Here is a 12718-nt window from a genome sequence, read left to right as displayed (position 1 = left end):
ACAATAAGAGAGGACAAGGAAATGCAATCCAACAGTTTGAAGCAAAGCCTCAAGCAGCGGCACATCACCATGATCGCACTGGGCGGGGTGATCGGTGCAGGCCTGTTCATGGGCTCGGGCTCACTGATCGCATCGGCAGGGCCTGCGGCCATCCTGTCGTATTTCATTGGTGGCCTGGTGGTCACCCTGGTCATGTTCATGCTGGGTGAAATGGCCTGCCGCAACCCGGATGCCGGGTCGTTCTCAACCTACGCCAACACCTGGCTCGGCGACTGGGCCGGGTTTGCAGTCGGCTGGCTGTACTGGTTCAAGTCGATGATGACCATCACCCTTGAAGCAGTCCTGCTGGGCGCCATCCTGCATGACTTCCTACCCTGGCTGCCGATCTGGACAGGCGCCTTCCTGATGCTGGTGACACTGATGGCCAGCAACGCCTACTCGGTGCGTTCGTTTGCCGAAGTGGAGTACTGGCTGGCGGCGGTGAAGGTCGCCACCATCCTCATCTTCATGCTGCTGGGCATCTCGATCCTGCTTGGCCTGCACCACGACATCCCGTCGCCTGGCCTGGTCAACCTCACCGCCCACGACGGCTTCATGCCCAACGGCCTGTCGCCGGTAATGGCGGGTGTCATCGTGGTGATCTTCTCGCTGGGCGGCAGCGAAATCGCCGCCGTAGCCGCAGGTGAGTCGGAGAACCCGCGGCAGAACGTGATCCGCGCGATCAAGAGCGTGATCCTGCGCGTGATGCTGTTCTACGTCGGCTCGGTGTCGATCCTGATCCTGTGCCTGCCATGGACCGACAAGGCCAACCTGGCCTCGCCCTATGTTTCGCTGTTCAGCCTGGCCGGGTTCGGTGGTGCGGCGGTGGCCATGAAGCTGGTGTTGTTCGTCTCGTTCATGTCGGTGATGAACTCGTTCATGTTCTCCAACTCGCGCATGCTGTTCTCGCTGAGCCAGCGCGGGCACGCGCCCAAGCTGTTCTCGCGCACCAGCGCCAAGGGCGTGCCGATCAATGCATTGCTGCTGAGCCTGTCGATCTGCACGATGATCCTGACCGTGCACTTTATCAGCGCCGGCGACCTGTTCATGACTCTGGCCAAGAGTACCGGCAGCCTCGTGATGGTCGTGTGGATCTTCATCATCATCGCCCACGTGGCCATGCGCTGGAAAACCCGTCACGAAGCGGTCGACCCCAAGGCCTTCCGCGCCTGGCTGTTCCCGTACGCCAATATCGTTGCGCTGTTCGCCTTGCTGGCAGTGATCGGCACCCAGGCGTTCGAACCGGCATCGCGTTTCCAGTTCTGGTTCACGGTGCTGACGGTGGTGCTGGTAGTGGCGGGGTACTTCCTGACGCGCACACGGATGGCGGCTGCACAGGAGGCGGAGGCAAAAATGGGAGAAACAAGAAATGGCGTCCCAGGCAGGAATTGAACCTGCAACCTTCCCCTTAGGAGGGGGATGCTCTATCCAATTGAGCTACTGAGACGCTACGACCGGCAGCGAGCGCTGCACAGCGGGATGGCCAGCATGTTAACCAGCATGCTGGCGTTTGTCATGCACCTGCCGGGCTTTTTCGCGTAATCCTTTTCTGGCACTGCTACTCCGGTGGCAGAACCCCTTCATCGCGAAGCAGCCCGAACAGCGCTGCGACCGCTGCCTCCAGGGTTGTCGAGTTGTCCAGCACATGCACTGAAGGATCGGGCGGTGCCTGCAAACGGGCGCTGCGAGCCAGGCGCTGTTCGATTTCCTCGGCGTTTTCGCGGCCACGGGCCAGCAGGCGCTGACGCAGCACTTCGGGCCTGACCTCGACCAACACCGCCAGCAGGTCCGGGTAACGCTGGCGCGCTTCGGCCAGGTAGGCCCGCGAGCCATTCACCAGCACTGCCCTGCCCGCCGCCATCCACTCGTCCACCTGCTGCGCAATACCATAGTCCAGGCCGTTGGCGCGCCAGTGCATGGCAAATGCGCCCTGGGCACGCAGGGTCTCGAACTGCTCGGGCGTAACCCCATGAGCGGCTTCGCCCTTGGCTTCGGCCGAACGGGTAATGACGCGACGGGCAATTTCTACCCCGGCGGCCGCCAGTCGCTCACGTGAAGCGTCGATCAGGGAATCTTTCCCCGAACCCGACGGTCCTATCAGAAATATCAACCGGCCTATCCCTGATCGACGGTCGCTTGCGTCATGTTGCATAGCCACTATGCTCTATGAAGGGAAACCGCCGCATTCTAGGTGTTTTCCTTGCCTTTTGCTGCGTTTTACCAGTTTTTGACGGCAAAAGTCTGACGGTTGGGCAAGCCGGAGCATGTAAAACTTTTCAAACCAGTGCTCATTTCTGATAATTGGTACTGGCAGAAAGCCTTTATCCGGCTCACTATTTGTCACAGAATTGACGCCAAGGAAACGGCGATGATGAGGCAAGATGAGCACCCATTTTTACTGCCGGTTGAACATTTTGTCGTCGCCACGGTCGTACTTCCACCCCGTGCGGCCAATTTGAGAACCGCTTCCCCTGAACCAAACTCCGGTCAATTTATATGCGCCCAATGAAACAGGCTATTTATTCGAGCCGCACCGCTGACAAGTTCGTCGTCCGCCTGCCAGACGGGATGCGTGAGCGCATTGCCGAGGTAGCGCGAAACCATCACCGCAGCATGAACTCCGAAATCATCGCGCGCCTGGAACAGAGTCTTATCCAGGAAGGTGCGCTGGGTGACGAGCTGAGCATGCGCCTGGACAGCCCTGAGCTGTCGCTGCACGAGCGCGAGTTGCTGCAGCGCTTCCGTCAACTGTCCCACCGCCAGCAGAACGCTCTGGTGGCCCTCATCGCTCATGATGTGGAAATGGCCGCTGACGCTTCCTGAGGTCTGCAGCGAACATGAAAAAGCCAGCGTAAGCTGGCTTTTTTGTGGCTGGCCTACGGCAACGGCATACGCCATTGCAGGACCACTGTGGGAGCGGGCAAGCCCGCGAATCAGGCGACGCGGTGGATGGCACCGGCTGCGCCGGTGTTCGCGGGCATGCCCGCTCCCACAGGGAAAGATCGGTTTACAGCAGGAACAGCGTAGCCAGGCCGAGGAAGATGAAAAAGCCGCCACTGTCGGTCACGGCAGTGATCATCACACTCGCCCCCATGGCCGGGTCGCGGCCCAGGCGGGCCAATGTCATCGGGATGAGCACGCCCATCAGCGCTGCCAGTAACAGGTTCAGGGTCATTGCGGCGGTCATCACCAAACCCAGTGACCAGCTGCCATACAGCCAGAAAGCCACCGCACCGATCACTCCGCCCCACACCAGGCCGTTGATCAGCGACACTGCCAACTCCTTGCGCATCAGGCGGCTGGTGTTGCCCGGCGACACCTGGTCCAGCGCCATGGCGCGGACAATCATGGTGATGGTCTGGTTACCCGAGTTGCCACCAATACCCGCAACGATAGGCATCAACGCAGCCAACGCCACCAGCTTTTCGATCGAGCCTTCAAACAGCCCGATAACGCGGGACGCGAGAAAAGCGGTAATCAGGTTGATCGCCAGCCATGCCCAACGGTTGCGGAACGAGCGCCAGACCGAGGCAAAGATATCTTCCTCTTCACGCAGGCCCGCCATGTTGAGGACTTCGCTCTCGCTCTCCTCACGGATCAGGTCGACCATTTCGTCGATGGTCAAACGGCCGATCAGGCGCCCGCCTTTGTCTACTACAGGTGCCGATACCAGGTCATAACGCTCGAAAGCCTGCGCTGCATCATAGGCATCTTCCTCGGGCTGGAAGGACACCGGATCGGTCGCCATGACCTCCGCTACCTTCTTCTCCGGGTCGTTGACCAGCAAGCGCTTGATCGGCAACACCCCCTTGAGGATGCCGTCGTAATCGACCACGAACAGTTTGTCGGTGTGGTTGGGCAGCTCTTTCAGGCGGCGCAGATAGCGCAGTACCACTTCCAGGCTGACGTCTTCGCGGATGGTGACCATCTCGAAGTCCATCAGCGCGCCGACCTGCTCCTCGTCGTAGCTCAGCGCCGAGCGCACACGCTCGCGTTGCTGGGCATCGAGGGTTTCCATCAGCTCGTGAACAACGTCGCGCGGCAGCTCTGGGGCCAGGTCGGCCAGCTCGTCGGCGTCCATTTCCTTGGCGGCGGCCAGCAGCTCGTGATCGTCCATGTCGGCGATCAACGATTGGCGAACCGAGTCGGAAACTTCAAGCAGGATGTCGCCATCGCGATCCGAGCGCACCAGCTGCCAGACCGTCAGGCGGTCTTCCAGGGGCAAGGCTTCGAGGATATAGGCGATGTCGGCGGGGTGCAGGTCATCAAGCTTGCGCTGCAGCTCGACGAGGTTCTGGCGGTGGACCAGGTTTTCGACCAGGTCGTTGTGCGCGCCTTCCTGGCGGTGCGTCAGGTCTTCGACCACACGCTGGCGTTGCAGCAGTTCGACCACCTGGGCCAGGCGATCCTGCAGGCTTTCTTGCGCTTTTTTTACTTCTACTTCAGTCATAGGCGAACTCCACTCCCAGCAGCGGAGCACGCCGGGAGAATCAATCGGTCAGATCTTTCTGTATGAATCGTGTTAGCGAGTAACTACTGGGTAAGTCCATGGTGGTTTTCCACAAGCCCCGGCGGGGCTGACGGGCGCAATCATACACTGCTAAAGCTGTCAGATCGCTTAAATTTTTGGCCAGAACAATCGTTTGCGCGATAAAGGTGGGACAACGCTTGAAGCTATCAGTGCGACGGCGGCTCTGGCGTTTAAAGCACATTTGTTGTGTGCGTAGATGTGTTTGCGATGCCTGATCGAATTTGGCGCCGCACCAGCGGCCTCAAGCTACACCACAAACATTACAGAAGAGCTTAGATCGACATGGCCAACAATTCAGTGGCGCAGAAAAACAAAAAGCCCGCTCAACTGAGCGGGCTTCTTGATGGGATATGGCGGACTCAGCAGGATTCGAACCTGCGACCGCTCGGTTCGTAGCCGAGTACTCTATCCAGCTGAGCTATGAGTCCGTGGTGGTAGTTTTAGACCAGGTTACCACTGGTTGACTGAAGCAGCTGTGCAAGCAGAGCCACTTCAAGAAAGTGGCGGACTCAGCAGGATTCGAACCTGCGACCGCTCGGTTCGTAGCCGAGTACTCTATCCAGCTGAGCTATGAGTCCGCGATTGGTAGTTTTAGACCAGTTACCACTGGTTGATTGAAGCAGCCTTGCAAACAAAGCCACTTCAAAAGTGGCGGACTCAGCAGGATTCGAACCTGCGACCGCTCGGTTCGTAGCCGAGTACTCTATCCAGCTGAGCTATGAGTCCGTGTCTTGCCGCGCATTATAGGTCGCTGAAACATTTTTGCAAGAACGTTTTCGTTTAAAAACAACTACTTAGCGTTCCTACCGTTTACAGCGCCCTACGCAAATAATGGCGGTGAAGGGGGGATTCGAACCCCCGATACCCTTATGAGGTATACTCCCTTAGCAGGGGAGCGCCTTCGGCCACTCGGCCACCTCACCGCAACACGAGGCGAATATTAAACAGGATCTTCCTCGCTTGCAACCCTTTTTTTTAAAAAAACTTCAAAAGAATTAAAGGCTTGGCTCCTCGTCCTTCTCTTTCTTGATCCGCAGGTAGATTTCCTCGCGGTGAACAGCCACTTCTTTCGGGGCGCTGACGCCAATACGCACCTGGTTGCCTTTGACGCCAAGCACCGTCACGGTGATCTCGCCGTCTCCAATGATCAGGCTCTCGGCGCACCGACGAGTCAGAATCAACATAGCTTTCTCCTTACGCAAAACATTCAGGGGTAACAGTCTTTGGTATCAGGGCCTGGTCGTGGACGACGACCTAGCCCCGTTACTCGCCACACAGGGCAGGACAGGCCATGCGTGGCGAGCAGAAACGCGAAGGGCGCGGCAAGCCGCGCCCTTCCTGGCAGCGCCTTACTCGCCCTGTCGCACAGGTGCGTCGAGCTCGAACGCGGTGTGCAGCGCGCGCACAGCCAGCTCCAGGTACTTCTCTTCGATCACTACCGAAACCTTGATCTCGGAGGTGGAGATCATCTGGATGTTGATGCTCTCCTTGGCCAGCGCTTCGAACATGCGGCTGGCAACACCGGCGTGCGAACGCATGCCGACGCCAACGATCGAGACCTTGGCGATCTTGGTGTCGCCGATCACTTCACGGGCACCGATTTCGCGGGCAGTGTTTTCCAGCACGTTTTTCGCGCTCTCGTACTCGTTGCGGTGTACGGTGAAGGTGAAGTCGGTGGTGTTATCGTGGGCAACGTTCTGCACGATCATGTCGACTTCGATGTTCGAAGCGCTGATCGGGCCGAGGATCTTGAAGGCCACACCTGGGGTGTCCGGCACGCCGCGAATGGTCAGCTTGGCTTCATCACGGTTGAAGGCGATACCGGAAATGATCGGCTGTTCCATGGATTCCTCTTCATCAATGGTAATGAGGGTACCCGGACCCTCCTTGAAGCTGTGCAGCACGCGCAGCGGTACGTTGTACTTGCCGGCGAACTCCACCGAACGGATCTGCAGCACCTTGGAACCGAGGCTGGCCATTTCCAGCATCTCTTCGAAGGTGATCTTCTCCAGGCGACGGGCCTGTGGCACAACGCGCGGGTCGGTGGTGTAGACGCCATCGACGTCGGTGTAGATCTGGCACTCGTCAGCCTTCAGCGCCGCCGCCAGGGCCACGCCAGTGGTATCGGAGCCGCCACGGCCCAGGGTAGTGATGCTGCCGTGCTCGTCGACGCCCTGGAAGCCTGCTACCACGACCACACGGCCTTCCTTGAGGTCGGCACGAATCTTCTGGTCGTCGATCTGCAGGATGCGCGCCTTGTTGTGCGAGCTGTCGGTGAGGATGCGCACCTGGTTGCCGGTGTAGGACACCGCTGGCACACCACGCTTGATCAAGGCCATGGTCAGCAGGGCGATGGTGACCTGCTCACCGGTCGACACGATCACGTCCAGTTCACGCGGAACCGGCTGATCGGTGATCTGCTTGGCCAGGTCGATCAGGCGATTGGTTTCACCGCTCATGGCCGACAGCACAACCACCAGGTCGTCGCCCGCTTCACGGTGTTTCTTGACCTTTTCGGCTACCTGCTCGATCCGCTCGATGGAACCGACAGAGGTGCCGCCAAATTTCTGTACGATCAACGCCATTTCAATGGTGCCTCAGCCCATACAGGGCCCCAAAAAACAATCCAACATGAAGAGGCCGGCGACTAGACCGCCGGCCCCTTCATCTCAAAGTCCCTGCTCTGCGAATGGCACGGCCAGCGCCAGGGCCTGGTCCAGTGCAGCGACGTCGACGCCACCACCCTGGGCCATGTCCGGACGGCCACCGCCCTTGCCACCCACCGCCGCAGCGGCTTGTTTCATCAGATCGCCAGCCTTGAGTTGGCTGGAGAGGTCTTTGGTCACGCCGGCCACCAGCACAACCTTGCCCTCATGCTCGCTGCCCAGCAGGATCACTGCGTGGCCGAGCTTGTTCTTCAACTGATCGACCAGGGCCAGCAAGGCCTTGCCGTCCTGCCCATCCAGGCGGGCGGCGAGGACCTTGGCACCCTTGACCTCAACAGCCGCGTTGGAGAGATCGTCCCCGGCGGCGCTGGCGGCTTTGGCCTGCAGCTGTTCCAGCTGCTTCTCCAGCTGGCGGTTGCGCTCGAGCACAGCCGACAGCTTGTCGATCAGATTGTCGCGGTTACCCTTGACCAGTTGCGCGGCTTCCTTGACCTGCTCTTCGGCAGCGTTCAGGTAGGCCAACGCAGCGGCGCCGGTAACTGCTTCGATACGGCGTACGCCAGAGGCCACGCCGCCTTCGCTGATGATCTTGAACAGGCTGATATCACCGGTGCGCTTGGCGTGGATACCGCCGCACAGCTCTACCGAGAAATCACCACCCATGCTCAGCACACGCACGGTGTCGCCGTACTTCTCGCCGAACAGCGCCATGGCACCTTTAGCCTTGGCGGTTTCGATGTCGGTCAGTTCGGTTGTCACCGGGGTGTTTTTGCGCACTTCGCGGTTGACGATGTCTTCCAGGGCCTTGATCTGCTCTGGCTTCAGCGCCTCGAAGTGGCTGAAGTCGAAACGCAGGCGCTGGCTGTCAACCAGCGAGCCCTTCTGCTGTACGTGTTCGCCCAGCACCTGGCGCAGCGCTTCGTGCAGCAGGTGGGTGGCGGAGTGGTTCAGCGAGGTAGCGTGCTGCACGTCGGCATCGACCTTGGCCTCGACCGGCGAACCGATTACCAGCGCACCGCTGGCGACCACGCCGTGGTGCAGGAAGGCACCGCCAGTCTTGGTGGTGTCGCGCACGTCGAAGCGCGCAGCGCCGGCCTGCAGGAAGCCGGTATCACCCACCTGGCCACCGGACTCGGCGTAGAACGGGGTGCGGTCGAGCACGACCACGCCCTGCTCGCCTTCACCCAACTGGTCGACGGCCTGGCCGTCCTTGTACAGGGCGATGATCTTGCCCTGGCCTTCGGTGGCGTCGTAGCCGAGGAATTCAGTGGCGCTGTCGACCTTGACCACGCTGTTGTAGTCCATGCCGAAGGCGCTGGCGGAACGCGCACGCTCACGCTGGGCGTCCATCTCGCGCTCGAAGCCGGCTTCATCGATGGTCAGCTCGCGCTCACGGGCGATGTCGGCAGTCAGGTCCATCGGGAAGCCGTAGGTGTCATACAGCTTGAACACCACGTCGCCCGGTACCACGTCGCCTTTCAGCTGGGCCAGGTCCTGCTCGAGGATACGCAGGCCTTGCTCGAGGGTCTTGGCGAACTGCTCTTCTTCAGCTTTCAGCACGCGCTCGATGTGCGCTTGCTGGCTCTTCAGCTCAGGGAAGGCTTCGCCCATTTCGGCGGCCAGTGCGGCAACGATCTGGTAGAAGAAGCTGCCCTTGGCGCCCAGTTTGTTGCCGTGGCGGCAGGCACGACGAATGATGCGACGCAGCACATAGCCACGGCCTTCGTTGGACGGCAGCACACCGTCGGCGATCAGGAAACCGCACGAGCGAATGTGGTCGGCGACCACTTTCAGCGACGCCTGGCCATCATTGCTGCAACCGATGGCCTTGGCCGCAGCTGCCAGCAAGTTCTGGAACAGGTCGATCTCGTAGTTCGAGTGCACGTGCTGCAGCACGGCGCTGACGCGCTCCAGGCCCATACCGGTGTCCACCGACGGCGCTGGTAGCGGGTGCAGCACGCCGTCGGCGGTGCGGTTGAACTGCATGAAGACGTTGTTCCAGATCTCGATGTAGCGGTCGCCGTCTTCTTCTGGCGAGCCCGGTGGGCCGCCCCAGATGTCCGCGCCGTGGTCGTAGAAGATCTCGGTGCACGGGCCGCACGGGCCAGTGTCACCCATGGTCCAGAAGTTGTCGGAGGCGTAAGGGGCGCCTTTGTTGTCGCCGATGCGTACCATGCGCTCGGCCGGCACGCCAATTTCCTTGGTCCAGATGTCGTAGGCTTCGTCGTCAGTGGCGTAGACGGTGACCCAGAGCTTTTCCTTGGGCAGGTTCAGCCATTGTGCCGACGTCAGGAAGGTCCAGGCGAACGTGATGGCGTCGCGCTTGAAATAGTCGCCGAAGCTGAAGTTGCCCAGCATTTCGAAGAAGGTATGGTGACGCGCGGTGTAACCGACGTTTTCCAGGTCGTTGTGCTTGCCACCGGCGCGCACGCACTTCTGGCTACTGACAGCACGGGTGTAGGCACGCTTCTCCGCGCCGAGGAAGCAGTCCTTGAACTGGTTCATGCCGGCATTGGTGAACAGCAGGGTCGGGTCGTTGTTCGGGATCAACGAACTGGAGGCGACTCGGGTATGTCCCTGCTCTTCGAAGAAGCGAAGGAAGGCTTCACGGATTTCTGCGCTTTTCATAGGTTCTTCCACGGAAACGGCGGCCGTTTGGGCTGATACGTCGAATCGACGAAACGACGGCAAAGGGCGCCATTATATCCAGCCTGAACGGCGGATGCAGTGTGTTTATACGCCCGAAACGGTCAATCGGCATGAAATCGTCATTTCGGACTTCAAAGTGGAGGCTATACGGTTCAGCGCCTCGTCACAACGCCCCCTCCTCGTCCATCTTGCCCCTAGATAAGTACCACTCCTCGCCTGCACAACCCTTTAGCTTTGGCCGCAGCGACAACCGCCGCCCCCCCATCCACAGCAAGCGAGCCTTCTCATGCACCCCAACCCCGTCTATTTCATTTCTGGCAGGACCAGCGGTTTTCAACAGCAGGCAGACACGTCCATCGATGGCCAAGCCGTTCATCGCTTCTACGAATACCGGGACGACAAGATAGACGTCCTTCTGGAACAGGTATGGTTCGATCAGGGCCAGATCCCGGGCAAGCACCACATGGTGATTCAGAGCCATGCCTCGGCGGTCGATGTCGACATTTCCGCCTACGACTGCCACCTCAAAGCCATGGTCGGCAACAAGAGGTTCATCCTCGCGCCTACGCACAGACAAACCCTGATCATCAGAACAGCATCGGGTGAGGCCAACGTCCGCGTGGCGAAGGAAGTGAAGACGCCTGTGATCATTCAGGCCGCAAAAGGCCGCGCGCACATCACCACCGGCGGCGGCATCACCGAGGTCTTCACCGGCAGCAGCGATGCACAAATCAACGTGGGCCAGGGGCTGACATTCATCAAGCGTGGCTCGGCGAGCGGCGGTATCGGCGGTCATATCCAGGGAATCGACGGTCATATCCTGGTCGACGACCCCCATGAATCAGTCATTTATGCCCGTAACCAGGCGGGTGACGCCCGCTTCGAGCAACCCCTCTCCGTCCCGCTCGCCGCACTCGCCAACAACACACTCGACATACAAGGCAGCGACACCTTCAAACAGGCCGTTCACAACCACCTGGTGTTTCTTTGCCACACCGATTGCGGCCAGCAACTTCTGACTCAACTGGCGAAACGGTCCTGGATACGGGTTACCGAAACACAGCTGGCCACCCGTTTCGACGTGCACACCTCAGACCCGACCGACAGCGACCATTACCTGCGACGAGACAGCAAACTGGAGTGGGTAGCCGGCTTGCCGGCCGAGGGCGGAAACCTGGCATTCAACCTGACGCGCTCGGACAGCGACAATTTGCCGCTGCTCGACTTTTACCGTTGCTTGTGCGAAGCGTACAGCGCCTTCAACGGTACGACGGTACCTGGCCACACCTTAATCAGCACTATCGATCGCAGGCAGATTCAGGTCGACAACGCACACCTGCAAGCAATTGGCCTGCCGAGCGGCCCTCTGTACGATTTCGACAATAACCCCGACACGGCGCCAACCGACACCAACCCATCACCCTTCAACGAAAACGCGCTGCGAATGGAACTGGGCCTGCCAGTACGCACCTACTACTGAGCGAGCCCATGTGGTGCGCCGGGACGGGCACCACCTCCGCCATCAGCCCAGCCGCTGCCCCGAATCCGGCACAATGAGAATCCCCGCGCGCAAGCCGTTCTTCACCCTGGGGTTGGGGAAGATGATGCGCGCGCCCTCCTCCTCGACCACCCAGCGCGTCTCGGCCAGGTCTTCGGCCAGCAGGTAACCCTTGCTCAACTCGGAAAAGTTCTCGATGTCCGCCGGCAAATGCAGGTGGAAACTGTCGCTGTGCTTGATGATTTCGCGGGCGACGCTGAACAGCTGCAGGCCATCCAGCGAGCCCTCACCCTCTGGCTCGGTGCCTTCGATGATCTGGATCAGGCGCTGCTCCAGCCGGTCGAGGTTGACCTGCTCGTTCTGGCCGAACGGGCGGGCCTTGCCCAGCTCGAGGGTGAAGGCTTCGGCCTCCAGCTGTTCGTAGGTAAAGGCACTGAAAGTGATGGAGGATTTGCTCTGCAGCAGCACCGCCTCCATGCCGGCTGCCGCCAGGCGCGCCAGTTCGCGACGGGAGTGCTTGCGCCCCTCTTTATAGGGGTACAAGGCGAATTGCTCGATCTTCGAACCGCGGATGGCGGTATGCAGGTCGTAATGCAGGCGGCTACGCCCCGGCTTGCTGAAGAACACCCGGGCGAACTGTTCCAGCTCGGCGGCACGCAAGGCTTCGAAACCACTGGAAAGCTCATGGCGGCCATTGAACAGCCGGTTGATGTCCTGCTCGATGAAGCGCTCACCCTTGCGGATCGCCGCAGGGTTGCCGAACAGGAACAGCAGCCGTGCCTTGGGTTTGATCTTGCCGTTGGCCACGCCGTGCAGCAGTCGTTCGAGCAATTCGATCGGCGCCGTTTCGTTGCCATGGATGCCAGCAGACAACAGCAAGTCCAGCCCGCAATCATCGTTTTCGGCGGGGCGCACTTCGAGCGCGCCCTCCCCGAGCCAGCGCAAACGCGCGCCCTTGGGTGTCACTTGGGTCTTCTCGGCCGGTTCGTGATCGGTGAGGGTCAGCTCAAGCAATTTGCCAAGGGCGAGCATAGGGACTTCCTTAGTGGTGGTGGCCGCAGTCGGGGCCATGGACGTGATCGTCGTCTTCGCCAACCTCGGCCGGCTCCATTTCCAGCTGCAGGCTGACCAGGTTGGTGGCCATCGGGCGCAGCAGCAGGTTGGCGTATTCGGTGTCGTCTTCGTCGACGTCCACACCGATCAGCAGCTGGCCACGGCCGTCCTGCTGAATCCACACTTCCTTGCCTTGCCAAACCACGGCAAAGCGGGTGCAGGAGGTTTCCAGCTGGGTGCCGTCTTCATCTTCGAGGATCAGGCGCAGGGCGTCGGTCATTG

The 12718-nt window shown here is 60.2% G+C and carries 10 protein-coding genes and 5 tRNA genes; 3 read left to right on the top strand and 12 right to left on the bottom strand.

The window, feature by feature from the left end; all coding sequences use genetic code 11:
* Nucleotides 1-21: 21 nt before the first annotated feature.
* Entirely contained in the window at nt 22-1431 is a 1410-nt protein-coding gene (locus PP4_RS27570; protein ID WP_016498502.1) for an amino acid permease, read from the top strand.
* Here PP4_RS27570 and PP4_RS06920 read toward each other — a convergent pair.
* Nucleotides 1410-1486 (bottom strand) — tRNA-Arg (locus PP4_RS06920). The genes PP4_RS27570 and PP4_RS06920 overlap by 22 nt on opposite strands.
* Nucleotides 1487-1597: 111 nt before the next feature.
* Entirely contained in the window at nt 1598-2191 is a 594-nt protein-coding gene (phnN, locus tag PP4_RS06915) for a phosphonate metabolism protein/1,5-bisphosphokinase (PRPP-forming) PhnN (RefSeq protein WP_041167642.1), read from the bottom strand.
* A gap of 344 nt (nt 2192-2535) precedes the next feature.
* Between phnN and PP4_RS06910 the strand changes: the two genes are divergently transcribed.
* The gene (locus tag PP4_RS06910; protein WP_003254499.1) at nt 2536-2862 is read left to right on the top strand and encodes an Arc family DNA-binding protein; all 327 of its coding nucleotides are present in this window, start codon (nt 2536-2538) and stop codon (nt 2860-2862) included.
* Nucleotides 2863-3046: 184 nt separating this feature from the next.
* Here the strand turns inward: PP4_RS06910 and mgtE are convergent, their stop codons facing one another.
* From mgtE to alaS, 8 genes are all read right to left on the bottom strand, one after another.
* Nucleotides 3047-4489 carry a magnesium transporter gene (mgtE, locus tag PP4_RS06905; RefSeq protein ID WP_016498500.1) on the bottom strand — a complete coding sequence of 481 codons (1443 nt, stop codon included), beginning with the start codon at nt 4487-4489 and terminating at the stop codon, nt 3047-3049.
* Nucleotides 4490-4921: 432 nt separating this feature from the next.
* Nucleotides 4922-4998: transfer RNA gene (locus tag PP4_RS06900), tRNA-Arg, on the bottom strand.
* 73 nt (nt 4999-5071) lie between these two features.
* Nucleotides 5072-5148 (bottom strand) — tRNA-Arg (locus PP4_RS06895).
* Nucleotides 5149-5219: 71 nt separating this feature from the next.
* Nucleotides 5220-5296: transfer RNA gene (locus PP4_RS06890), tRNA-Arg, on the bottom strand.
* Nucleotides 5297-5402: 106 nt separating this feature from the next.
* Nucleotides 5403-5493, bottom strand: a tRNA-Ser gene (locus tag PP4_RS06885).
* A gap of 72 nt (nt 5494-5565) precedes the next feature.
* Nucleotides 5566-5754, bottom strand: a complete 189-nt coding sequence (csrA, locus tag PP4_RS06880; protein WP_003254503.1) for a carbon storage regulator CsrA — start codon at nt 5752-5754, stop codon at nt 5566-5568.
* A gap of 165 nt (nt 5755-5919) precedes the next feature.
* Complete coding sequence (locus PP4_RS06875; protein ID WP_016498499.1) at nt 5920-7155, bottom strand: aspartate kinase; 1236 nt, start codon at nt 7153-7155, stop codon at nt 5920-5922.
* Nucleotides 7156-7239: 84 nt separating this feature from the next.
* Nucleotides 7240-9864, bottom strand: a complete 2625-nt coding sequence (gene alaS, locus PP4_RS06870) for an alanine--tRNA ligase (RefSeq protein ID WP_016498498.1) — start codon at nt 9862-9864, stop codon at nt 7240-7242.
* A 307-nt stretch (nt 9865-10171) separates the two neighbouring features.
* Between alaS and PP4_RS06865 the strand changes: the two genes are divergently transcribed.
* The gene (locus tag PP4_RS06865; protein WP_016498496.1) at nt 10172-11365 is read left to right on the top strand and encodes a M91 family zinc metallopeptidase; all 1194 of its coding nucleotides are present in this window, start codon (nt 10172-10174) and stop codon (nt 11363-11365) included.
* A 42-nt stretch (nt 11366-11407) separates the two neighbouring features.
* Here the strand turns inward: PP4_RS06865 and astE are convergent, their stop codons facing one another.
* A complete protein-coding gene (astE, locus tag PP4_RS06860; protein ID WP_016498495.1) occupies nt 11408-12415 on the bottom strand; it encodes a succinylglutamate desuccinylase in 1008 nt (335 codons plus the stop codon).
* A gap of 10 nt (nt 12416-12425) precedes the next feature.
* Nucleotides 12426-12716 (bottom strand): hypothetical protein, encoded by a 291-nt coding sequence (locus PP4_RS06855; protein WP_016488488.1) that lies wholly within the window; start codon nt 12714-12716, stop codon nt 12426-12428.
* Nucleotides 12717-12718 lie beyond the last annotated feature (2 nt).

Origin of the sequence: Pseudomonas putida NBRC 14164, assembly GCF_000412675.1 — a bacterium.
In the GTDB taxonomy this organism is placed as follows: Bacteria; Pseudomonadota; Gammaproteobacteria; order Pseudomonadales; family Pseudomonadaceae; genus Aquipseudomonas; species Aquipseudomonas putida.
Note: the sequence above shows the minus strand (reverse complement) of the source record. Positions and strands in the feature narration are given on the sequence as shown.

Coding starts and splice junctions, on each gene's coding strand:
- mgtE (WP_016498500.1), bottom strand. CDS start 4,489: ATGACTGAAGTAGAAGTAAAAAAAGCGCAAGAAAGCCTGCAGGATCGC.
- PP4_RS06855 (WP_016488488.1), bottom strand. CDS start 12,716: ATGACCGACGCCCTGCGCCTGATCCTCGAAGATGAAGACGGCACCCAG.
- PP4_RS06865 (WP_016498496.1), top strand. CDS start 10,172: ATGCACCCCAACCCCGTCTATTTCATTTCTGGCAGGACCAGCGGTTTT.
- PP4_RS27570 (WP_016498502.1), top strand. CDS start 22: ATGCAATCCAACAGTTTGAAGCAAAGCCTCAAGCAGCGGCACATCACC.
- csrA (WP_003254503.1), bottom strand. CDS start 5,754: ATGTTGATTCTGACTCGTCGGTGCGCCGAGAGCCTGATCATTGGAGAC.
- alaS (WP_016498498.1), bottom strand. CDS start 9,864: ATGAAAAGCGCAGAAATCCGTGAAGCCTTCCTTCGCTTCTTCGAAGAG.
- astE (WP_016498495.1), bottom strand. CDS start 12,415: ATGCTCGCCCTTGGCAAATTGCTTGAGCTGACCCTCACCGATCACGAA.
- PP4_RS06910 (WP_003254499.1), top strand. CDS start 2,536: ATGCGCCCAATGAAACAGGCTATTTATTCGAGCCGCACCGCTGACAAG.
- PP4_RS06875 (WP_016498499.1), bottom strand. CDS start 7,155: ATGGCGTTGATCGTACAGAAATTTGGCGGCACCTCTGTCGGTTCCATC.
- phnN (WP_041167642.1), bottom strand. CDS start 2,191: ATGCAACATGACGCAAGCGACCGTCGATCAGGGATAGGCCGGTTGATA.